This is a genomic window from Aeromonas sp. FDAARGOS 1403, assembly GCF_019047325.1.
Classification (GTDB): Bacteria; Pseudomonadota; Gammaproteobacteria; order Enterobacterales; family Aeromonadaceae; genus Aeromonas; species Aeromonas dhakensis.
This window is the reverse complement of the sequence record NZ_CP077249.1, coordinates 3,641,090-3,661,652: the sequence shown is the minus strand read 5'-3', so window position 1 is coordinate 3,661,652 and position 20,563 is coordinate 3,641,090. Positions and strand designations below refer to the sequence as shown.

The 20,563-nt window shown below is 62.7% G+C and carries 19 protein-coding genes; 5 read left to right on the top strand and 14 right to left on the bottom strand.

Annotation, left to right across the window (positions count from 1 at the left end; all coding sequences use genetic code 11):
- Positions 1-64 precede the first annotated feature (64 nt).
- Entirely contained in the window at positions 65-1,774 is a 1,710-nt protein-coding gene (locus I6L33_RS16945) for a glycoside hydrolase family 36 protein (protein ID WP_117404314.1), read from the top strand.
- A 72-nt stretch (positions 1,775-1,846) separates the two neighbouring features.
- Here I6L33_RS16945 and I6L33_RS16940 read toward each other — a convergent pair whose 3' ends face one another.
- The 3 genes from I6L33_RS16940 to I6L33_RS16930 all read right to left on the bottom strand — a co-directional run bounded on the left by I6L33_RS16940 (position 1,847) and on the right by I6L33_RS16930 (position 5,126).
- Positions 1,847-2,353, bottom strand: coding sequence for a hypothetical protein (locus I6L33_RS16940; RefSeq protein WP_005300120.1), 507 nt, complete (start codon positions 2,351-2,353; stop codon positions 1,847-1,849).
- Positions 2,354-2,507: 154 nt separating this feature from the next.
- Positions 2,508-3,935, bottom strand: coding sequence for an exodeoxyribonuclease I (gene sbcB, locus I6L33_RS16935; protein ID WP_216972984.1), 1,428 nt, complete (start codon positions 3,933-3,935; stop codon positions 2,508-2,510).
- Positions 3,936-4,220: 285 nt separating this feature from the next.
- Entirely contained in the window at positions 4,221-5,126 is a 906-nt protein-coding gene (locus I6L33_RS16930; protein WP_216972983.1) for a LysR family transcriptional regulator, read from the bottom strand.
- A 124-nt stretch (positions 5,127-5,250) separates the two neighbouring features.
- On the opposite strand from I6L33_RS16930, the gene I6L33_RS16925 reads away from it, so the two are divergent.
- Positions 5,251-6,117 carry a pirin family protein gene (locus I6L33_RS16925; RefSeq protein ID WP_216972982.1) on the top strand — a complete coding sequence of 289 codons (867 nt, stop codon included), beginning with the start codon at positions 5,251-5,253 and terminating at the stop codon, positions 6,115-6,117.
- A gap of 50 nt (positions 6,118-6,167) precedes the next feature.
- Here I6L33_RS16925 and ykgO read toward each other — a convergent pair whose 3' ends face one another.
- Entirely contained in the window at positions 6,168-6,293 is a 126-nt protein-coding gene (ykgO, locus tag I6L33_RS16920) for a type B 50S ribosomal protein L36 (protein WP_005300174.1), read from the bottom strand.
- Positions 6,290-6,559, bottom strand: a complete 270-nt coding sequence (locus I6L33_RS16915; RefSeq protein WP_010634187.1) for a type B 50S ribosomal protein L31 — start codon at positions 6,557-6,559, stop codon at positions 6,290-6,292. Before I6L33_RS16915 ends, ykgO begins: the two co-directional genes overlap by 4 nt.
- A 278-nt stretch (positions 6,560-6,837) precedes the next feature.
- On the opposite strand from I6L33_RS16915, the gene I6L33_RS16910 reads away from it, so the two are divergent.
- A complete protein-coding gene (locus I6L33_RS16910; RefSeq protein WP_005300177.1) occupies positions 6,838-7,086 on the top strand; it encodes a DinI family protein in 249 nt (82 codons plus the stop codon).
- 161 nt (positions 7,087-7,247) lie between these two features.
- Here the strand turns inward: I6L33_RS16910 and I6L33_RS16905 are convergent, their stop codons facing one another.
- The 5 genes from I6L33_RS16905 to dcuC all read right to left on the bottom strand — a co-directional run bounded on the left by I6L33_RS16905 (position 7,248) and on the right by dcuC (position 13,687).
- Positions 7,248-8,036 (bottom strand): DUF2927 domain-containing protein, encoded by a 789-nt coding sequence (locus I6L33_RS16905; protein WP_216972981.1) that lies wholly within the window; start codon positions 8,034-8,036, stop codon positions 7,248-7,250.
- A gap of 26 nt (positions 8,037-8,062) precedes the next feature.
- Positions 8,063-8,566 (bottom strand): M48 family metallopeptidase, encoded by a 504-nt coding sequence (locus tag I6L33_RS16900; protein ID WP_005300181.1) that lies wholly within the window; start codon positions 8,564-8,566, stop codon positions 8,063-8,065.
- A gap of 139 nt (positions 8,567-8,705) precedes the next feature.
- Positions 8,706-10,349 carry a hypothetical protein gene (locus I6L33_RS16895; RefSeq protein ID WP_162518904.1) on the bottom strand — a complete coding sequence of 548 codons (1,644 nt, stop codon included), beginning with the start codon at positions 10,347-10,349 and terminating at the stop codon, positions 8,706-8,708.
- 197 nt (positions 10,350-10,546) lie between these two features.
- Positions 10,547-12,205, bottom strand: coding sequence for a bifunctional UDP-sugar hydrolase/5'-nucleotidase (locus I6L33_RS16890; protein WP_216972980.1), 1,659 nt, complete (start codon positions 12,203-12,205; stop codon positions 10,547-10,549).
- A 129-nt stretch (positions 12,206-12,334) separates the two neighbouring features.
- Entirely contained in the window at positions 12,335-13,687 is a 1,353-nt protein-coding gene (gene dcuC / locus I6L33_RS16885) for an anaerobic C4-dicarboxylate transporter DcuC (RefSeq protein WP_216972979.1), read from the bottom strand.
- Between the two features lie 335 nt (positions 13,688-14,022).
- Between dcuC and I6L33_RS16880 the strand changes: the two genes are divergently transcribed.
- On the top strand, positions 14,023-14,622 hold the full coding sequence (locus tag I6L33_RS16880) for a DUF922 domain-containing Zn-dependent protease (protein ID WP_201891639.1): 600 nt from the start codon (positions 14,023-14,025) through the stop codon (positions 14,620-14,622).
- 90 nt (positions 14,623-14,712) lie between these two features.
- Here the strand turns inward: I6L33_RS16880 and mnmC are convergent, their stop codons facing one another.
- Entirely contained in the window at positions 14,713-16,725 is a 2,013-nt protein-coding gene (gene mnmC, locus I6L33_RS16875; protein ID WP_216972978.1) for a bifunctional tRNA (5-methylaminomethyl-2-thiouridine)(34)-methyltransferase MnmD/FAD-dependent 5-carboxymethylaminomethyl-2-thiouridine(34) oxidoreductase MnmC, read from the bottom strand.
- Between the two features lie 90 nt (positions 16,726-16,815).
- On the opposite strand from mnmC, the gene fabB reads away from it, so the two are divergent.
- A complete protein-coding gene (fabB, locus tag I6L33_RS16870; RefSeq protein ID WP_054545032.1) occupies positions 16,816-18,027 on the top strand; it encodes a beta-ketoacyl-ACP synthase I in 1,212 nt (403 codons plus the stop codon).
- Positions 18,028-18,086: 59 nt separating this feature from the next.
- Here fabB and I6L33_RS16865 read toward each other — a convergent pair whose 3' ends face one another.
- The 3 genes from I6L33_RS16865 to I6L33_RS16855 all read right to left on the bottom strand — a co-directional run bounded on the left by I6L33_RS16865 (position 18,087) and on the right by I6L33_RS16855 (position 20,400).
- Complete coding sequence (locus I6L33_RS16865) at positions 18,087-18,581, bottom strand: GNAT family N-acetyltransferase (RefSeq protein ID WP_005300196.1); 495 nt, start codon at positions 18,579-18,581, stop codon at positions 18,087-18,089.
- Between the two features lie 112 nt (positions 18,582-18,693).
- The gene (locus I6L33_RS16860) at positions 18,694-19,020 is read right to left on the bottom strand and encodes a DUF4377 domain-containing protein (protein ID WP_005300200.1); all 327 of its coding nucleotides are present in this window, start codon (positions 19,018-19,020) and stop codon (positions 18,694-18,696) included.
- Positions 19,021-19,113: 93 nt separating this feature from the next.
- The gene (locus I6L33_RS16855) at positions 19,114-20,400 is read right to left on the bottom strand and encodes a citrate synthase (protein WP_005300205.1); all 1,287 of its coding nucleotides are present in this window, start codon (positions 20,398-20,400) and stop codon (positions 19,114-19,116) included.
- Between the last annotated feature and the right edge of the window lie 163 nt (positions 20,401-20,563).

The window sequence follows — 20,563 nt, the reverse complement described above, 5'->3', positions numbered from 1 at the left end:
CGTTTGAGGCTGATTTCATTGAAGATTTTCAGATAGAACCCTTTTCGAACCACAAGGAGTCGCCATGACATCTCTCTTGTCCCGCCTGCGTCAGCTGGCGGACGACCACCATCTCCCCCCTTCGTTGCTGCAAACCCGCCAGTGGGAAGGCCCCCTGTGCCGGGTGCGGCTCGACAACACCGGCAGCAGCGAGGCCCGGGTCGGGCACTGGACGCTGTTTGACGGCAAACTCGGCCTCTTGCCTGCGAGCGCCATCTACGGCGAAGGCTTCCAGATGCTGGCCCAGACCATGGGCAGCTGGCAAGCGCCGCAACCGGTTGGCCGCTGCCCCGATGCCGGCGTCTATCGCATCACCGACGATCAAGGCTATCACACGGTGCACAACCTGCTGCTGGTGGAGCATGACAAGGGCTGGCTGCTGCTCGCCTTTGCCAGCTGCCAGCGCTTTGGCGGGGAGTTTCGGCTCTACCCCGATGGCCGGTTGCAGATCCTGATGAACGGCGAAGGGCGTGCGCTTCCGGCTGGCCAGTTCTGGCAGAGCGAGGCGCTGCTCTGCCTCGAGGGAAAAGATCGGGAGGCGCTGCTGGCCGAACTGGCGCAGCGGATCGAGGCCGAGCATGGCTCGCTGATCGGTCAGGTTGGCGAGCGCCCCAGCGGCTGGTGCTCCTGGTATCACTACTACGCGGACGTGAGCGCCGCCGACATTCGCGAGAACCTGCAGGTGCGTGCCGAGCGTTTCCCGGCGCTGCGCTACGTGCAGCTTGACGACGGTTATCAGGCCAAGATGGGCGACTGGCTCACCCCGTCGGCCAAGTTCGAGCAGGGGGTGGCGTCCCTGGCCGCCGAGATCAAAGGTGCCGGCTGCGAGCCCGCGCTCTGGGTGGCCCCCTTTATCGCCGAGCCCGGCTCCCAGGTGTTTCAGGATCACCCCGACTGGTTCGTGAAGGGGGAGGACGGGCTGCCGCTGCCCTCCGAGCGGGTTACCTACGGCGGCTGGCGCTGTACCCCCTGGTACGTGCTGGACGGCACCCACCCCGAGGTGCAGGCTCACCTCGAGCAGGTGTTCCGTACCCTGCGCGAGCAGTGGGGCATCCACTACTTCAAGCTTGACGCCAACTTCTGGGGGGCCATCCACGGCAGCCGCTTCCATGACTCTTCCGCCACCCGGGTCGAAGCCTATCGGCGCGGCATGGCCGCCATCCTGCGCGGGGCGGGCGAGGGGGCCTTTTTGCTCGGTTGCAACGCGCCCATCTGGCCAAGCCTTGGCCTGGTGCACGGCATGCGGGTGAGCGATGACGTGGAGCGCCACGGCCAGCGTTATCGCCAGATAGCCCGCGAGGCCTTCTGCCGCGCCTGGCAGAACGACCGGCTGTGGGCCCTCGATCCCGACTGCATCTGTCTGCGGGATTTGCCGAGCCAGCAGGCGAGCCCTGCCGAGTACCGTTTCCATCTGGCGGCGCTGGTGGCAAGCGGTGGCATGATGCTGGCCGGGGACAGGCTGCAGGATCTCGACGAGGTTCAGGCGGCGCAACTGCGCAAGCTGCTCGAGCTCTGCGCGGCGCGCGCCCCTGGCGCCCGGTTCGAGTCGATGGACTTTGCCTGCGGCGAGGTGAGCCTGCCCGGGGGCGGTACCCTGCTCTGCCTCTTCAACTGGGAGGCGCAGCCTCAGGAGTTCTTGTTGCCGGCGGGCGGCGAAGACTTCTGGGATGAGGGGGCAGTCGGTACTGCACTCACCCTGCAGGGGGGCGAGGGGCGGGTGATCCGCTACCGCTGAGCAGGCTGGCAATCATGATTCAGGCTCCCGTGGGAGCCTGAATTTATTGTGAAAGGAGCTGCTATAGCGGAGTCAGTAACGCCACTCGAAGCCGATGGCGTAGTTGGCGGCGCCATAGCCCGGGATCTCGTTGCTGGAGAGCAGGGCCTTGAAGGTGAGCTGCGCCGTGAGCGGAATGCCGAGCCCCATGCCGAGGGCTACCTCGTCGTTGGTGTTGCCCATCATGTCGGCCCGGATCATCCGATAGAGCGACATGTCCTGGCTCATGTGCACATAGCTCTGGGAGGCGCGGTTATAGAGCTGGCCGAATACCTCCAGTTGAAAACCGGCCTGGGGAGTGATGGCCAGTGGCACGCCGACGAAGTTGTAGAGATCGGAGCGGTTGAAATAGCTGTTGGTGATCTGGGGGGTGAAATCGGTCTGTCGATAGAGGCGACTGAAGTTGCTCTCGATCAGCTCATAGGTCTGCTGCGGCAACTGCAGCAGGTAGTCGGGGATATCAAAGCGCACGCCCGCCATGCTGGTCGATGGCAGCAGGGCGCAGATGAGCAAACCAAAACCGGATAATCCTGAACGCATCGGATGAGGCATCCCCAAGGGTCGATAGGCCAACCGGCCGTTAGTGCAATGTTAGCGCACAAATAATTGAAACATCAGGAGTCTTTGCTCCCCTTCCCATTATGTCGCGGGGCGGGGGAGCGTACAGTCATTTAACCGTGAGGCGGGTCACATCTCACAGATTTTCGAGGTAGTGATAGAGGCTCTTGAGGATGGCAAAGTTCCGATCGTTCCCCTGATTCTGCTCGGCCAGCGCTTCCAGGCGCGGCACATAGTCGGGCAGACGGCGGCTGAAGTAGTCGCTGCAGTGCAGGCGCCAGCGCTTTTGCTCCGTTTCGCTCAAGGTGTGCGGCCAGTTGCGGGCGCGGTAGCGGAACAGCATCTCCGGCAGCCGTGAGTCGGTGAAGGCAAACTCCCGCTCACCCAGCAGATCTGCCGGGGTGGCGCGCACCAGATCCATGGTGGACTTGTCGCCGTGACCGAAGAAGCCGGCGTAGAGCTGGGTATCCGGATCGCCGTCATTGTTGCCGGCAAACTCCTGATTGAACACTTCCACCAGTTTTTCCCGCACTTCGGGGTGGGCGCGCAGCAGATCCAGGCTCTTGCGGCACTGCTCCCGGTCGATGCCAAGCTGGTCGGCACGCTCCGCCGTCAGGGTGGCAGCCGGCGCCAGCACCGGGCACTTGTTGATGTGCACCAGCTTCACCGGAATGCCGGCCAGATCCCCCAGCTCCTCTTTCTTGGTGTAGAGGCGCTCGCGTATCTCCTCGCTGGTGAGCTCGATGAGCGGGGTGGGGTCGCGGGTCAGATCCACCATGATCACCGCGTTCTGGTTGCTGGGGTGCCAGGCGAGCGGCGACACCCAGCTTGCGCACCCCTGCCAGGGGGAGAACATGCCGGAGACGTGCACCAGCGGCTTCATGGTCACCACGTCGATGAGGGCCTTCACCTTGTTCTTGTTGCGAAGATCAAAGAGATAATCGAACAGCTTGGGCTGGGCCTTTTTCACCAGCTTGGCCATCTCGATGGTGGCCAGCACGTCGGAGAGCGCATCGTGGGCGTTGGCGTGGGCCACGCCGTTGGCCACTGTCAGCTTCTCCAGCTTGAAGCTCGGCTTGCCCTCTTCGTCAAACGCCCACTCTATCCCCTCCGGGCGCAGGGCGTAGCAGGCCCGCAGCATGTCGAGGATATCCCAGCGGGAGTTGCCGTTCTGCCAGGCGTAGGCATAGGGGTCATAGAAGTTGCGATAGAGGGTGTAGCGGGTCACTTCGTCATCGAAGCGGATGCTGTTGTAGCCCAGTACGCAGGTGCCCGGGGTGGCGAACTGCTCGTGGATCTGGCGGATGAAATCCGCCTCGCACAGCCCGTCCTTCATCGCTTTTTGTGGCGTGATGCCGGTGATGAGGCACGCCTCCGGCTCCGGCAGATAGTCCGCCGGCGGCTTGCAATAGATGACCAGCGGCTCACCGATGAGGTTGAAATCCCCGTCGGTACGAATGCCGGCAAACTGCGCCGGTCTGTCCTTGGCCGGGCTGATGCCGAAAGTCTCGTAATCGTGGAAGTAGAAGGTCGGCTCGCTGCCGGCGTGTGCTGTTTTACTCATGTTGCTCGAGAGGGATATCCGATGACGGCGGCGTCTGGCGCCTGGGTGGGGGTGCCATGCACCTCGGTTGCCTGCATGGTAAACCATAGCGCAGGCAGAGCGAAGGGCAGTCGTCGTGGTTGGCGGTTTATTGGCCGCGGCAGGTTGGCCAGCCAGGTGAGATGAGCAACGCCATGATCTTCTAAGACAAAGGCATGGCTCAACGGCTTCTCTGGCCGCGTCCGCCAGTGTGCCGGACATCGAGGATGGATGCCCGGCCTGGCGATCCCGGCCGGGCATGGCAGGTTACTCCTCATCGATGGCGGCGAATCGAGCCACCAGATAGTCGATCAGCGCCCGCACAGAGGGGAGCAGGCCGCGCCGGGAGGGGAACACGGCGTGGATGAGTTCGGGCTTTGGCTCCCAGGCGGGCACCACCTTGATCAGGGTGGCGGCATCGAGCTGCTCCCGCACCATCAACAGCGGCAACTGCACCACGCCGATACCGGCCAGCGCGGCACTGCGCAGGGCCACCATGTCGGTGGTGACGAAACGGGGTTGGTGGGCGAGCTCGACATGGGCCCCCTGCGGCCCGAACAGCGACCAGACATAGTGCTGCCGTGGCGCTCCCAGCCCCATGCTGGGCCAGCCGTGCAGATCCGCCGGCGCGGCGGGCAAGCCCCGTTGTGCTATCAGTGCCGGGCTGGCCACCAGGCACTGGCGACGCTGCGCCAGTGTCCGGATCACCAGTTCGCTGTCCTGCAGCGGTGGCGGTCTGACCCGGATCGCCACATCGACTCCTTCGGCGATGGGGTCGACCCGCCGATTGGTCCCCTCCAGCTCGATCCTGATCTGCGGGTGACGGGCCATGAAATCCGCCAGCATGGGGCCGATATGGGTGTGCAGCAGGGCGATGGGGCAGCTCATGCGGATGAGACCACAGGGCTCGGTTCGGGTCATCTCGATGGCAGCCTGCGCCGCCTCGGCCTCCACCAGCATCCCCTTGCAGTGTTCGTAATAGGTACGGCCCAGCTCGGTCACCGCAAACTGGCGGGTCGAGCGCTGGAGCAGCCGCACGCCGAGCCGCTCTTCAAGCTGTGCTATCCGGCGGCTGAGGCGGGATTTGGGCATGCCGATGGCGCGGCCAGCGGGGGCAAAGCCGCCGTGATCCACCACCTGGACGAAGTAGTAGAGATCGTTCAGATCCTGCATTAGGGTGCTCTCATCGTTCCAAAAATAGGACGCTGATGCTTAATTTAGCAGTCTACCCACCTGTTCGTCTCGAAACTATGCTGTCTCCAGTGTTCAATTCCACCGGATATGTCAGGAGCGACAGATGAAAAAGATCCTCGGTGTTTACAGCGCCCCCCGTCCTCACTGGGTAGGCGACGGCTTTCCCGTACGCTCCCTCTTCTCCTACAGCAGCCATGGCAAGCAGTTGAGCCCGTTTCTGCTGCTCGACTATGCCGGCCCGGCCAACTTCACGCCGACCAGCCGGCCGCGCGGGGTGGGTGAACATCCCCATCGCGGTTTCGAGACGGTGACCATCGTCTACAAGGGCGAAGTGGCGCACCGGGATTCGACCGGTCGGGGCGGCGTGATAGGCCCGGGTGACGTGCAGTGGATGACCGCCGGCGCGGGTATCTTGCACGAGGAGTTTCACGCCCCGGCCTTCAGCGCGTTGGGCGGTGAGCTCGAGATGGTGCAGTTGTGGGTGAATCTGCCGAGCCGGCACAAGATGACGCTGCCCGGTTACCAGCCCATCCTGGCGCGCGACATTCCGACGGTGGCACTGGCCAGCGACGCGGGGTCGGTACGGGTCATCGCCGGCGAGTTTGAGGGGGTCCGTGGTCCGGCCCATACCTTCAGTCCGTTGCATGTCTGGGATCTGCGTCTGGTGCAGGGCAGCGTCAGCACACTCGAGTTGCCCGAAGGCTGGACCGGCGCGCTCATCGTGTTGAAGGGGTCGGTGCAGGTCAACGGCAGTGCCATCGCCCGGGAGGCGCAGATGGTGGTGTTGGAGAGGGTGGGACAGCAGGTGCTGATCGAGGCAAACAGTGACGCCACTGTGTTGCTGCTGAGCGGTGAGCCCATCGAGGAGCCTATCGTGGGTCACGGCCCCTTCGTGATGAACAGCCATGAGGAGATAGTGCAGGCCATCGATGACTTCAACAGCGGCAGATTCGGCGTGATGCCGGAGTGATAAATGGACAAGGCCCTCGCAGGAGGGCCTTGTTTTTGTGATGCTGTGGATCAGCGCTGACGGGCCTTGAATCTGGGGTTGCTCTTGCAGATCACGAACAGCTTGCCGCGTCGGCGGACAATCTGGCAATCGGGGTGGCGCGACTTGGCTGATTTGAGGGAAGAGAGGACTTTCATGACTGCGCTTTTCCTTTGTTGAAGAACTGACCGAAACGCTGGCCGAAGCGGGCGACCTGACCCTCCTTGCTGACCTGCTTCTGCTTGCCGGTGTAGAAGGGGTGTGACGCACTGGAGACATCCAGCGTCACATAGGGGTAGGTGTTGCCGTCTTCCCACAGCTTGGTGCGATCGGTCTTGAGGGTGGAACCCACCAGAAAATAGGTGTTGGCGGTCAGGTCGTGGAACAGAACCTGACGGTACTCGGGGTGAATGTCTGGACGCATGATGGTTTGCTCTGTGTGATTTCGTGTTATGTTATAACAATAAAATAATGCCTCCGTTGAGAATCAATATCAACAACTTTTTGCACTGCATCAGGGTTGAGCGAGGAGAATGAAGTTGCCGCGTTGCGTCGTTTGCTCGGTTGACCGCTTGATTAGGCAGCCAATTGCATCAGAGGAGAGGGTCTGGCAGGAAAGAGTTTTTGGTCAGCCGCTGGCGCCCTCTTTACTTTTGATTTTTACTGTATAAAAATACAGTAAAAATCATGGAGAAGTATCCTATGCGTCTGGAAATCATCATCGACAAGAAACATCAGGTGCCCACCTCGACCATGGAGGCGCTGCGCCAGGAGCTGCTCAAGCAGCTGGGCGAGAAATTCCCCGACCTGCATGTTCGCGTCGCCCCCGGCAGTGCCATGGCGTTGACCGTCAGCCGGGCCAGCAAGGAGGAGAAGGAGCTGGCAGAAGCCATGGTGCAGGAGGTGTGGGAGAACGCCGACAGCTGGATGCCGGAGAGTGCAGCCTCCTGAGCCAGGCGGGGCGGGCGTCGAGCATATGAAAATTGGATAGACAGAAAAACGCAGCCTCGGCTGCGTTTTTTGTTTTCGCGGGATGGGAGCCAGTGCTTGTCGTGCTCTCTGCCCTCAGCCCTTAATCCTCAATCCTTAAAGCCCAGAACAGGCAGCAAGTGTTAGAGCCCGCCCCAGCGTTTGAGGCTGTTGACCTGCACCCGCTGATCGGCCTGGGCAATGTCACCGCTGGCCCGCAGTGCCTTGAGGGCGATGGGCAGAGCGGCGCGCACTTCGCTGGCCGTCATGCCGGCCTGCAGGGCCGGGTGGTAGGCGAGCTTGAGCAGCACGTAGTCGAGCCCGGTCGGAAAGCTGTCGATGCTGTTGTCGTTGAAGATGGAGGGAAACACCTTGTCCGAATCGTTGGGCAGCCCCATCACCTGGGTGAGCTCCTCCACCACGCAGTCGAGGAAGCGCCCCTTGGCCCGGCTGTAATCCACCGGAATGATGATGGTGGCGCGGGCCATCTCGCGGCGGGTATTGGTGGTGAAGTTGGCCATGCAGAGCCCCTCCTTGAGCGCCGTCTTGACGGAGGTATCCTGCCCCATGGTGCGCTTGGCCCAGCTCGCCATCTTGGCGCGCTCGGTCATGATCAGGGTGATGTTGGGCCGCTCGTCTACCAGCGTAATGGGGCGGCCTATGATGCCGGCCAGATGCTGGCTCTGCACCCTGACCACCTCGCTTTGCAGCGCCTTGTCGCCAAACTCGTTGACCAGCTTGAGCCGGATGGGCTGCTCCCAGCGGGAGAAGCGCACGTTCTGTTCGTGGCCATACTCCCGCTTCATGGCGATCTCAAAGAAGCTTGCGGTGAGATAGGCATCGCTCTGCCAGCGTTCAGCTGCCGAGAGGGAAGGGCTCAGCAAGAGTGACGCCATCAACCAGCGGGCAAGTGGTCGGCGCAACGGGGTCATGTCTCCTCCTTGAAACCTGCGATGGGTCAGCGTGCGGCACGCTCGAGATCACGCCAGGTGAGCCAGAGCCTCAGATCAAACTCCAGTTGATGATAGTCCGGCTCCATATGCTGACAGAGCTGATAGAAGCTCTTGTTGTGATCCTTCTCTTTCAGGTGGGCCAGCTCATGCACCACGATCATCTTCAGGAAGGCCGGGTGGGCCTCCTTGAACAGGGCGGCGATGCGGATCTCGTTCTTGGCCTTGAGCTTGCTGCCTTGCACCCGGCTCACATAGGTGTGCAGACCGAGGGCATCCTTGATCACGTTGATCTTGCCGTCGAAGATCACCTTGGAAAGCGGCGCCGAGCTTTTCAGGTAGCGGTTTTTCAGCTCCATGGTGTAGGCGAGCAGCGCCTTGTCGCTCTGGATGAGGTGGGTCTCAGGATAGCGCCTGGCCAGCACCTCCCCGAGCTTGCCCGCCGCGATCAGCTGTTGCACCTGGGCCTTGAGGGGCTCGGGGTAGCCACCGAGATAGGTCAGTTCCGCCATGTCTGCATTACTCAATACATCAAAAGAGCGCCATTGTAGTCAGCGCGTCGCCGCTTGCCTACCGTTTCGGGCCGAGCCTGCCTCACCGCAATGAAAAGGCCGTCATCGCGGGATGACGGCCCTGTTCGCTCAAGGGGGCTCAGCGTCTGCGATAGAGACCCGGCTCCACCTCTTCATACTGGCTCACCAGGTATTGATAGAAGGCGAGGCTGGAGGGGGAGCTGGGCTTTTTGAGCTCATCGGCCACCCGATCCGGCTTGGCAATGATGAACTTGGGGCTCTGGCGTTTGAGGTCGGCCAGCACCCGCTCACGCACGTCGTAGGGCGGGTTGACGTTGGCGAAGAAGAGGTAGGCGGAGGCCGGCTGGCGATCGGTCCAGAGGTAATATTGGGGCTGGATGCCATCCACCCAGATCTTGTCGGCGGGGGTGGTCTCGGCCAGGATCCGGTCGACCCGTACCTGGGCCGGCGGGTTGAAGGGCCTACCTTTCTGGCTGCCTTCCCAGGCGTTGTTGAGCATCAGGGCCAGCATGGCGAGCGAGGCGAGCCAGGGGGTGGCACTGCGCACGTCCCAGGCGCGCCACAGGGGCACCAGAATGAGCACCGGCAGGGCCCACAGCAGGCTGTTGCCGAGCACTTCACGTACCCGTTCCAGTGACCACTCCTTGGTGCTCCAGCCGTAGCCGAGCTGCTGGGCCAGCAGCCAGCTGGCGGTCAGCACCACCAGCGAGATGCAGAGCAGACCGAGGGCATCGGCTTGCTGTTCGCTGCGATCCAGCAGGCAGGCCAGCGGCAGCAGGGCCAGCTGCAGATAGAGCACGTCGTAGTGATCGAACACGTGGCCGGAGACTGAGTTGGCGATCAGGGTGAAGATGACCCCAAACAGGGTGGCGCACAGCACCGGCAGGTACCACTCCTGACGCCGGCTCATCATCAGCACGATGAAGGCGGGCAGCAGCATGATGAGGCCGGTACGCAGCAGGCCGACGCTGCCCACATCCGGCGAGAAGCCGTTGCCGTAGCTCCCCTCGAAGAAGATGTCGAAGGCGTAGTATTTAAATTCGGCCAGCAGGTTGTGGTGCTGGAAGTAGGCCAGCAGCGGACCGCCGACGAGCGCCAGCCCCAGCAGGCTGGAGCAGAGCAGGGAGAGGGCGCAGCGCCACTGCTCGCGCAGGCACCAGTGGCAGAACAGCACCAGATACCAGGCACCCCAGAAGGCGCCGTTGTTGGTGCGCATCCAGGCGACGATGGCAAAGGTAAGCGCGGCCACCAGCGCCGGTCCCCAGCTGCAGCGCTTGTCCAGCAACATGGTGATGAAGGCCCACTGGGCGATGAGGGCCAGATGGAAGGTCCAGTCCTCGGTCATGTTGCCGTAGTAGTAGCGGGTGCCATAGAGCGCCAGCACCGCCAGCATGCTGCCGAGTCGGGCCCGCAATGAGAGGCCGAGCTGACCGAAGGCCTGCCAGCTGGCCATCAGTCCCAGCCAGCAGAGCGCCCACTCCAGCAGCCAGATCCCGAAGAAGCCGCCGAGGCCGTAGCCGAAGGCGTCGAGGGCGAAGATCATGGGGCCCTTGATGTCGATCATGTCCCGATAGAGCACGCCCCCCTCGCTCCACATCTTGCCCATCACGGCAAACAGCGAGGCGTCGAAGCCCGGCGCCATGCCGTGGAACAGCGGGTTGCGCAGGCAGAACAGCAAAGCCAGCAAACCGGTGAGCAGGATCACCAGCGGCCGCAGGCCCGGATTGACGCGAGGAGGAGTAAAACGGATGGCATGATTCATGGGTGACCTGTTCCTGCTGGGAAGTCTCGAAAGCGGGCCTATCTTGCCGAGCCTGACCACACGATGCAATGGGCGAGGGGAATGTGCTTGAAATAATTTGCAAAAGTGCCGCTTTACGACAAGAAAGCGGCACGTTTTATGGCGTATGGGGACAAAGGGCGAAGCCGAGTCCGGCTTTCGCCCCGGCTGGCGGGGGATCAGCCGGCGGTCGGCCCCTGATATTCCACCCGCGCCGGCATGGCGGTGAGCGCCGGCAGATAGCGGGCCCAGCGGATGAAGGCATCCGCCAGGGTGATGCCGAGCTCCTGATTGTGCTGGGTCAGGGTGCGGGCCAGTGCTGTGTAGCCCTCCTTGCCGGAGGCGGTGTAGGCGCTGGAGACCCCCCGATAGACGGCGTCGGCTTCGACCGCTTGCCACTCATCAGGCGCACGCTCCCACTCCAGCCGGGTGATCCGGCGCCCCTTGGGCTGATCCGCCTGATAACAGAAGCGCACTCCGGCGGTGTAGGGGAAGCTGCCGCTGCCATTGCCCGTCACGCCGTTGTTGGTGGCGTTGTCGATGGCCCCCTCCAGCGCTTCGGCCAATTCATGACCGTGCACCCGATAGAGAGTGAGCGGGATGGCGAAGGGCAGCAGGCGGCCGGCGATGTCCGCTTCGCTGAGCGGCCCGGGTTCGAGGGAGCAGCGCACCCCGCCGGCGTTGTGCAGGGCAAAGTCCACCTGACCGACCTGCTCGCGGGCGCTGGCCAGCATGGCGCTCGCCACCAGGGGGGCGACCTGGCTGCCGGCCGGCAGGTTGGCATCAGGCAGCCGCTGGTGGTGCAGCGGCTCGTCAAGGCGGGTCACGATGCGCTGGGTCATGGTCTCCAGCTCGGGCCGATAGCGCCTGGCCAGATGCTGTTCCAGTTCGGGGTCGGGGTCGCAGAAGGTGAGCCCGGCCGGCGGATTGCCGGCAAACGGCCAGGGCTGCCAGGGTAGCCACTCCAGCTGGCCGCGGCTGCGCGCTACCCGGCCGCGCTCGTCAAAGGCCAGCTCGCATACCCCGAGGCAGAGGGCGCTGTGGGCGGCGTGCAGGACGGCCACCCCGTTCACCATCAGCGGGTAGCTGCCTTCGCTGTCGAGCCCGAGCGGCGCCAGCTCCCCCAGCAGGCTGTGGGTGTGGCCGCCGATGATGAGGCTGAGCTCGGGGAAACGCTCGGCCAGCCGTTTGTCCTGCTCTAGCCCCAGGTGGCTGAGCAGGATGATGTGCTGAATGCCGGCGGCCTTGATCTCTGCCAGTGCGGCCTTCAGGGTCTGCTCGATGCCGTGGAAGCGGGTGTGGGCATCCGGGTTGGCGATGGCGGCCATCTGCGGCAAGGTGATGCCAAGCAGGGCAAAGGGCACGCCGCCGAGCAGGCGCCGCTGCCAGGGGCGGCTGACATCGTGCAGATTGGACAGGCCGCGCAGGGGGAGTGGGGTATCGGCCGGCTCCTGGCTGCTGTCGAGGTTGGCAGCCAGCACCGGAAAATCAAGCTGGCGCAGGAACTCCACCAGAGGACCGTTGCCCAGATCGAACTCGTGATTGCCGATCACCATGGCGTCCGGTCGCAGCAGGCTCAGCAGATCGGCGTTGGCCCGCCCCTTGAAGCGGTTGAAATAGAGCGAGCCCTGGAAGGTGTCGCCACCGTGCAGAAACAGACAGGGCTGGCCCGCCTCGTCTGCCTGCCGGCGCAGGGCGTTGAGCCGGGTCAGGATACGGGCATAGCCGCCGCACTGGGTGCGCCATTCGGACTCGCCTGCGGGGGCGAAGCGCATGGGGGCGCCATCGAAATGGGAGTGGCAGTCACTGAAATGGGCAAGTTGAACCGTAATACTCATCTCGGTCCTCCTTAGAGAAAAAAGAGCACCGAGTCTACTCCAATGGCGGGGGGAGATACCAGCCCGGCGGCAGGCCGGGCTGGTAGAGCGGGGAGAGGCGGGGCATCCGCTCAGGGAGCCTCGACCACGTCAGGCGGGCACCATGATCTGGGTGGCGAGGATCACCACCAGCAGGCCGACGGCCACCGGCAGCGAGGTACGCTTGACCACCTCGAACGGAGAGAGGTTGCCCATCCCCGCACAGGCGACCACCACCCCGGAGACCGGCGAAATGGTGCGGCCGAGGTTGGAGGCCTGCAGCATGGGGATCACCAGATAGGCCGGGTTGACGCCGAGGCTGGTAGCCAGATGGGGAATAAGCTCCACGAAGGCGTAGAAGGGGGCGTTGCCGGAGCCCGTGGTAAAGGCGGCCAGGGTGGTGATGACCACCAGCACCAGCATGATGACGATGCCGCCGGTACCAAAGCTCTGGGCAAGATCCAGGAGGTTGGCGATGAAGCCGAGCCCCATCAGGCCCTGGGCAAACACCCCGGCCCCCACCAACAGCATCACCACGCCGGCGAAGGCGTCAGCCATGCTGCGCCAGCACACCTGCAACCCGTCCAGCAGCTCTTTGCCGTTGCGCTTGCGTACCAGCTCCAGCAGGGCGGCCAGCACCAGGCAGATGACGATGATGGTGACGATGTCGAGCTTGGGCCCCAGTTTGCCGTCAAACAGCAGCACCCCGATGATGGGGGTGAAGGGCAGGATGGCGTAGAAGCCGGGCGCGTCGGTGATGAGATCGCTCGGGGCGACGGCGGCATTGTGCTCGCCGGCCTTCTGATCCAGATAGCGTTGCCAGAAGAAGTGGGTCACCGCCATGGCGGCGATGGCCACCAGCGAGATGGGCAGGGTCAGCTTGAAGGCAAACTCGATGAGCTCCATGTTGGCGGCCTGGGCTGCCATCACCACGTCCCCCGAGGTGGGGGCCAGGATGATGGCGGCCGGCGAGGCGCACACCGCCGCCGCGGCGCCGCGGGAGATCCCCATGTTGACCATCAGCGGGAACAGGGTGGCCATCAAGAGCACGCCGAGGCCGGTGGCGGAGCTCACCGCCAGCGACATGGCGCAGGCCACCAGGTAGGCGGCCACCAGCAGGATGTAGGGGGACTTGATGACGCCGAGGGGTTTGCTGGCGAGCTTCACCAAAATGGTGTTGGCCCCTATGTGGCTCATGTAGCCGGCGAAGCCGCACAGCACCATGATCAGCATGCCAAGGCCACCGCCCCGGTCCACCAGCAGGAAGCGCACGTATTCGAACACGTCGGTGGCCACGTGGCCGGTGGAGGCGACGCTGGCGGGCAGTACCGCCTTGCCCATCAGGGCGGTGATCGCCAGCAGCAGCAGGCCGCCGCTGAGCAGCACCCCGGTGGCCGAGTAGCCCTTGAAGATGTAGCGGCCCACGGCAAGGGTGACCAGGGTACCAATAAGGAGTTCCATCATAGAGTGAGTTCCTGAGTACGAATGGGAGTGGATGCATTATTGGCGTCAACTTGGAGGTTAATCTGGCCAATCCCGAAATGCATCGACATAAAACTCGGCGATTATTATCCAATAAGGGGTAACCCACCATGATGTAGCGCATCACTTGTGATCTCGCTTGCAAATCAATACGGGCGCGGGGTTGCGACTTGTCAAGCTGACACTTAGGCTTTGTGACGGGAGTAGGTGACAGTCGCGGGGATCGCGGTTAATCTCCTGCTTTGAATATTAATGCGTTGATTATTAATTAAAATAACAACCCCGCCAGCAACGAGGTCAAGGCAGCAGAGATGGGAATGGTCAGCAAACTTTTCATGGTGGCACTGATGTTGTTCGCCGCCACCGCAGGGGCCGAGAGTTCCCATTACACCGGCATCAAGGCGGTGCCTGACATCAAGGTAGACTTCCAGTTTTATCGGGTTTCCGGGCCGGATGTGGCGAGCCTGGCCCGCCAGATGACCAATGCGGGCACAGCCCGAGCCAATGGCCACATCGGCATGGCCAGTTACCAACTCTCCTGGCAGTTGCAGACCAGCCCCGGGGCGCAGCGCTGCGAGCTGGAGCAGGTCAAGGTCACCACCCGCATCAAGGTGATGGTGCCGAACTGGATGGACAAGGCCAAGGCCTCCGCCGCCGAGCGCCAGAAGTGGGACAAGCTGGTGGCCGCCATGTTCGATTACGAGAGCCGCCACAAGGACATCTTGCTGGAGAGCGTGAGCCAGCTTGGCATCCAGCTGGCCCAGCTGCCGGTGGAGCGTGACTGCGCCGCCCTGCAGTATCAGGCCTGGCAACGCGGGCAGGGGGGGCTGGCCAGCTTGCGCGAGCGTTTTGCCCAGTTGCAGCAGCAGACCGACCATGGCCGCAAGCTGGGGCTCAACTGGCCTAAGGGCATCTGACGCCACATACCATCCATGAAAAACGGGCTCCCTTGGGGAGCCCGTTTTGTTGTTGCGCCTTGCCGGGCACTTGAGCTGAGCATCTGAGGCTTACTGCAACGGCTTGCCCTTGAGCAGCTTGCGTACCCAGTAGCGGGCCGGATGGAGCGCCTCCAGCAGATCGGCGGCCAGCGGCAGCGGATCGCCGCAGATCTCGCTGGCGAGCAGCTCGCCGCAAAGGGGGGCCGAGCACAGACCCCGTGAGCCGAGCGCCCCCAGCACATAGAGGCCGGGGTAGAGGGGCAATGGACTCTGCTGATCAACGGGCGCCTTCAGATTGTGATCCGCCAGCGCCGCCAATCTGGCGACCGGCCCCGCCACCGGCAGATGATCCCGGCTGGCACTGCGCACGCCGACCCGGGCCTGGTTGCCGCTCACGTCCACCTCGGCAGGCCAGCGCTGCTGCGGCAGGCAGGCCTGCAGGCGCGCCTGGTTCTGGGCCTGCTCCTCGGCGCGAAACGCGAGCTCGGTCTGGTTGCGGCCATAGCTGGCGCCGATGCAGTGTTGGCCTTCGTTGGCTGGGGTGAGGTAGCCGTCATAACAGAGCACGGTATTGAGCCGGCTCAGGCTGGCGGAGGTGGGCACATGACTCACCTGGCCGCGCACCGGATAGAGCGGCAACTCGGCAAAGGGGATGAGCGCCGGCAACTGGTGTCCGGCGGCCACCACCAGGGTGGGGCTCTGCCAGCGGCGACCGTCACAGCTTTCGACTTGCCAGCCATCCGCCTGTTCGGTCACGGTCGTGATCTGTGTATTGAAGAGTACCTCAAGCAGTCCGCCGGCCTGCGCCTCCTTGATGGCGGCGCGGGTGAGATCGGCCGGACAGAGCCAGCCCCCCAGCGGATAGCTGACGCCGCCGTGGCCGCAAGGCAGGCCGACCACCTGCTCGACCTCTGGCTCGGAAAGCACCTGCATCAGTTCGGGCGGGAAGGGGCCTTGCGCCATCTTGGTCAGCTTGGCGGCGGACTTGTCGTCATAACCGAGCTGGGTGACGCCACACAGGGAAAAGGCGATGGGGTGGCGCTCGGCCAGGGCCAGCAGTCGGCTTCTGGCAAAGCCGAAGGCCAGCGAATAGAAGCGCGACAGGGCATCGTGCTCACCGTTGAGCAGCGGATAGAGCGCTCCCTGGCGATTGCCGGAGGCGCCGCCGGCCGGCTCGTCATCCTGGCACAAGAGGGTGACCTTGCGGCCCCGCTCCACCAGCGAGAGCGCCGTCATGGCCGAAGCGATGCCACCGCCAATGATCAGCACTTCTTCCTTCCGCCCGGCCGGACGGGCATAGCAGGGGGCTATGGTCTGCTGCGGCAGCTTGTCTGCGCGCTCGCCCGCCAGCATCTCCCGCTTGCTGCCGTGGCCCTTCACTTTCTGCATGACAAAGCCGGCGGCAATCAGGCCGCGGCGCACGAAGCCGGCGCAGGTAAAGGTGGCGATGGTCGCCTGGGGGCGGGCGAGACGGGCGAGCCCGTCGAACAGATCCTGGGTCCACATCTCGGGGTTTTTGGCCGGCGAGAAGCCATCCAGATACCAGGCATCCACCAGCCCCGTTGCCGGGTGGGGCACCTGGGGCAGCATCTCCTTGATGTCGCCAAGCCAGAGATCGAGCCGGATGCGGCCGCCGGCAAAGATGAGGCGATGGCAGCCGCAGACCGGTAGCGGCCACTGGGCAATCAGATCCTGGCTCAGGTGGGCAAGCTCGGGCCAGGCCGCCAGCGCCTTGTGCAGATCGACCTGGGTGAGCGGGTACTTTTCGAAACTGATGAAGTGCAGCCGGGAACCGTTGCCGGTTTGGGGCGCCTGTTCCAGAAAGGCGGCCATTGTCGCCAGAAAGTTAAGACCTGTGCCGAAACCTGTCTCACCTATCACGAAAATGTCACTATCGTGGTGCGAAAATCGCGCTGGCAGCCGATTTTGCTGCAAAAAGACGTAGCGGGTTTCACTTAGACCGTTATCATTGGAAAAGTACACATCCCCGAACTCACTGGAGACTGGAGTTCCCGCTTCATTCCAGTCCAATCGGGCATGATGTAAGGATGTTTGACTCACGTTTTCCTCGGCTCGCGTCACAAAATCGCGGGCATTCTACGTGAAAGCAGACCAGTTTGGCAGCCGAAAGCGGGTAGACTCGGTGCCAGTTTTTCCAGACGAGATGAATTAATGAGAAGAGCAGTGATCACCGGTATCGGCGTCATCTCCAGTATCGGCAACAACAAGGAAGAAGTGCTGGCCTCCCTGAAAGCAGGCAAATCTGGCATCACCTATTCCGAGCAGTTCGAGCAGCACAACCTGCGCAGCCGTGTCTGGGGTAACATCAAACTCGATCCGTCTGAACTGATCGACCGTAAAGTCATGCGTTTCATGGGTGACGCCGCGGCCTACGCCTACCTCTCCATGCAGCAGGCCATTGAAGATGCCGGCCTGGCGGAAGACCAGGTCTCCAACGAGCGTACCGGCCTGGTGGTCGGTTCGGGTGGTGCTTCCGGCAAGAACACCTCCGAGTCTGTGGACATCGCTCGCGAGAAAGGGGTCAAGCGTGTGGGTCCCTACATGGTGCCGCGCACCATGTCTTCCACCACCTCTGCCTGCCTGGCTACACCATTCCAGATCAAGGGCGTGAACTACTCCATCAGCTCCGCCTGCGCGACCTCCGCTCACTGCATCGGTCACGCCATGGAGCTGATCCAGCTTGGCAAACAGGATGTGGTCTTCGCTGGTGGCGGTGAAGAGCTGGACTGGTCCTCTACCATCCAGTTTGACGCCATGGGCGCGCTGTCTACCAAATACAACGACACGCCGGAAAAGGCGTCCCGTACCTATGATGCGAACCGCGATGGTTTCGTCATCTCAGGTGGCGGCGGCATTCTGGTGATCGAAGAGCTGGAGCACGCGCTGGCTCGTGGTGCCCACATCTATGCCGAGCTGACCGGCTACGGCGCCACTTCCGACGGCTACGACATGGTCGCCCCGAGCGGTGAAGGTGCGGTGCGCTGCATGAAGATGGCGATGCAAGGTGTTGGCAAGGTTGACTACATCAACACCCACGGCACCTCCACCCCGGTCGGTGATACCAAAGAGCTGGAAGCTATCCAGACCCTGTTTGGTGCCAACGGTCCCAAGATCTCTGCCACCAAGGCGATGACCGGCCATGCGCTGGGCGCCGCTGGCGTGCACGAGGCTGTCTACTCCCTGCTGATGATGGAACACGGCTTCATCGCCCCCAGCATCAACATCGAGACCCTGGACGAGAAGGCTGAAGGTCTGCCCATCGTGCGCGAGTACGAAGAGGCCGAGCTCAACACCGTCATGTCCAACAGCTTCGGCTTTGGCGGTACCAACGCCTCCCTGGTGTTCAGCAAGTACAAGGCTTGATGAGCCCGTCATGAGTTGCAAAAAAGGCGCCGCAAGGCGCCTTTTTTATTGGGTGTTCGTCAAGCCCGCGCCTGCAGCGGCAGTCGCATGTAGGTGGCGCCCTCGCCATATTCGGCCAGGGATTTCTGGGTGCTGGCAGGCTTGAACCCCTGCTTTCGCCAGAAGGCTGGCGCATCCTGTACCGCCACCAGACCGGCGTGCTCGAACCCTTCGTCGGTGGCAAACGCGAGGGCGGTGGCGAGTAGACGCTGGCCGATCCCCTTGCCGCGAGCCTGTCTGGAGACGGCGAGATCATGCAGATAGAACTCGTCGTTGCCGGCCAGGCGCTGCATGGACACGGAGAGGGGCGGTGGTTGGTGGGCGCGCCAAGGGTGGCAGAGCAGGTAACCCAGTACCTGGCCCTGATATTCGGCGACCCAGCAGCAGTCGGGCGCCAGTTCGGCCTTGTTGCTCATGACGTCGATGGGTTCAGGATCCAGCTGGTGATAACACTCGTCCTGAATGGCCATGATGGCGGGCCAGTCGTTGGCCCGAGTCGTGCGGATCTTGATCATAGTGACAGGGCATGACTGCCCGAAAACGCTGATTAAATAGTGAATGCGTCAGCCAGCCTACCAGAAGCGGGTCACCAACTGAACAGGCATCTTCAAATGATGCCTTTTTTGATCAGCGCGCCGCCTGTTTGCTGACGACCTTGATGAGCTGGTAGCGCAGGGAAGGGGCATCTGCCGGCACATCGGTGAGCTGCTCCTTGCTGACGCTCAGCTGGTAGCGGTAGCCGGGCTCAAACTGGAAGCCTTCGATCTGCTGATAAAACAGGGTCCAGGGCTGCTGCTCGTCGCTGCGCACCTGCATGCACTGCATGGGGCCGACACCGACGCAGTGCACCAGCTGACTGTTGACGTAGAGGGTCTCGCCGGCGGTCGGGGCAGGGGCGCTCTGGCAGGCGCTGAGCAGCAGGGCGGCGCCGGCGCTGATGAATAATGGTCTCATGATGGACTCCTTGGCTAAAAGGGGGGCATTAGAGCGGCAAATGAAAAGGCGGTCAATGACCGCCTTTGTAACAAAATATCTGAAACCTGCGACTCAACGCTGGTCGAGCGGGGTGAACTCGCGCTGCGGCTGACCGGTGTAGAGCTGGCGCGGACGGCCAATCTTCTGATCCGGATCCGAGTGCATTTCGTTCCAGTGGGCAATCCAGCCGATGGTACGGGAGATGGCGAAGATCACGGTGAACATGGACATGGGGATGCCGATGGCCTTCATGATGATGCCGGAGTAGAAGTCCACGTTCGGGTAGAGCTTCTTCTCGATGAAGTAGGGGTCGGACAGCGCGATGCGCTCCAGCTCCATGGCCACGTCCAGCAGCGGATCCTTGATCTGCAGCTCGGTCAGTACTTCGTGACAGGTTTCGCGCATCACGGTGGCACGGGGGTCGTGGTTCTTGTAGACCCGGTGACCAAAGCCCATCAGACGGAACGGATCGTTCTTGTCCTTGGCCTTGGCGATGTACTCGGGGATGCGATCCACTGAGCCGATCTCCTCGAGCATCTTGAGGCAGGCTTCGTTGGCACCGCCGTGGGCTGGTCCCCACAGGGAGGCGATCCCCGCGGCGATACAGGCAAACGGGTTGGCACCGGATGAGCCCGCCAGACGCACGGTGGAGGTGGAGGCGTTCTGCTCGTGGTCCGCATGCAGGGTGAAGATGCGGTCCATGGCGCGTTCGACGATGGGGTTGACCTTGTACTCTTCGGTCGGCACGCCAAACATCATGTGCAGGAAGTTGCCGGCATAGGAGAGGGCGTTGCGCGGCTGCATGAATGGCTGACCGATGGAGTACTTGTAGCACATGGCGGCCAGGGTCGGCATCTTGGAGAGCAGACGGAAGGCGCAGATCTCGCGGTGCTCTTCGTTGTTGATGTCGAGGGCGTCGTGATAGAAGGCGGAAAGCGCGCTGACCACGCCGCACATGACGGCCATGGGGTGAGCGTCGCGGCGGAAGCCGCGGAAGAAGAAGGCGATCTGCTCATGCACCATGGTGTGGCGGGTGACCAGACGTTCGAATTCCGTGTATTGCGCCTTGGTGGGCGCCTCGCCGTACAGCAGGATATAGCAGACTTCGAGGTAGCTGGCCTGGGTGGCCAACTGGGCGATGGGGTAACCACGGTGCAGCAAGACACCCTGATCGCCATCTATGTAGGTAATGGATGATTTGCAAGAACCGGTGGCCATGAAACCGGGGTCGAAGGTGAAGTACCCTTGCGCGCCCAGCTTTCTGACATCGATCACGTCGGGTCCGACAGTTCCTGACAGGATCGGGAGTTCTACCGGGTCTTTGCCGGGCAGATGTAGGGTGGCTATCTTATCAGCCATAGCACGTCTCCTTTGCTCTTTTATAATTTGATTCCAGCTCTACTTTATTACGAGTTTGATGACGCTGGCAAAGGTTCTGACCCGTACCAGGGCGGCTGGAGCGCCTTATTTGAAACAGAGTTCAGGTCTGTTGTCAATTTTGCTGGATGATCATTAATGTTTT

Excerpts from the sequence above, each read along its gene's own strand:
- I6L33_RS16915 (WP_010634187.1), bottom strand. The coding sequence starts at position 6,559 with ATGCGTCCAGACATTCACCCCGAGTACCGTCAGGTTCTGTTCCACGAC.
- dcuC (WP_216972979.1), bottom strand. The coding sequence starts at position 13,687 with ATGATGGAACTCCTTATTGGTACCCTGGTCACCCTTGCCGTGGGCCGC.
- I6L33_RS16900 (WP_005300181.1), bottom strand. The coding sequence starts at position 8,566 with ATGGCGGAACTGACCTATCTCGGTGGCTACCCCGAGCCCCTCAAGGCC.
- I6L33_RS16930 (WP_216972983.1), bottom strand. The coding sequence starts at position 5,126 with ATGCAGGATCTGAACGATCTCTACTACTTCGTCCAGGTGGTGGATCAC.
- I6L33_RS16905 (WP_216972981.1), bottom strand. The coding sequence starts at position 8,036 with ATGACCCCGTTGCGCCGACCACTTGCCCGCTGGTTGATGGCGTCACTC.
- I6L33_RS16940 (WP_005300120.1), bottom strand. The coding sequence starts at position 2,353 with ATGCGTTCAGGATTATCCGGTTTTGGTTTGCTCATCTGCGCCCTGCTG.
- I6L33_RS16865 (WP_005300196.1), bottom strand. The coding sequence starts at position 18,581 with ATGATCAAGATCCGCACGACTCGGGCCAACGACTGGCCCGCCATCATG.
- I6L33_RS16880 (WP_201891639.1), top strand. The coding sequence starts at position 14,023 with ATGGTCAGCAAACTTTTCATGGTGGCACTGATGTTGTTCGCCGCCACC.
- sbcB (WP_216972984.1), bottom strand. The coding sequence starts at position 3,935 with ATGAGTAAAACAGCACACGCCGGCAGCGAGCCGACCTTCTACTTCCAC.
- I6L33_RS16890 (WP_216972980.1), bottom strand. The coding sequence starts at position 12,205 with ATGAGTATTACGGTTCAACTTGCCCATTTCAGTGACTGCCACTCCCAT.
- I6L33_RS16860 (WP_005300200.1), bottom strand. The coding sequence starts at position 19,020 with ATGAGACCATTATTCATCAGCGCCGGCGCCGCCCTGCTGCTCAGCGCC.
- I6L33_RS16855 (WP_005300205.1), bottom strand. The coding sequence starts at position 20,400 with ATGGCTGATAAGATAGCCACCCTACATCTGCCCGGCAAAGACCCGGTA.
- I6L33_RS16895 (WP_162518904.1), bottom strand. The coding sequence starts at position 10,349 with ATGAATCATGCCATCCGTTTTACTCCTCCTCGCGTCAATCCGGGCCTG.
- I6L33_RS16945 (WP_117404314.1), top strand. The coding sequence starts at position 65 with ATGACATCTCTCTTGTCCCGCCTGCGTCAGCTGGCGGACGACCACCAT.
- ykgO (WP_005300174.1), bottom strand. The coding sequence starts at position 6,293 with ATGAAAGTCCTCTCTTCCCTCAAATCAGCCAAGTCGCGCCACCCCGAT.
- I6L33_RS16910 (WP_005300177.1), top strand. The coding sequence starts at position 6,838 with ATGCGTCTGGAAATCATCATCGACAAGAAACATCAGGTGCCCACCTCG.
- I6L33_RS16925 (WP_216972982.1), top strand. The coding sequence starts at position 5,251 with ATGAAAAAGATCCTCGGTGTTTACAGCGCCCCCCGTCCTCACTGGGTA.
- fabB (WP_054545032.1), top strand. The coding sequence starts at position 16,816 with ATGAGAAGAGCAGTGATCACCGGTATCGGCGTCATCTCCAGTATCGGC.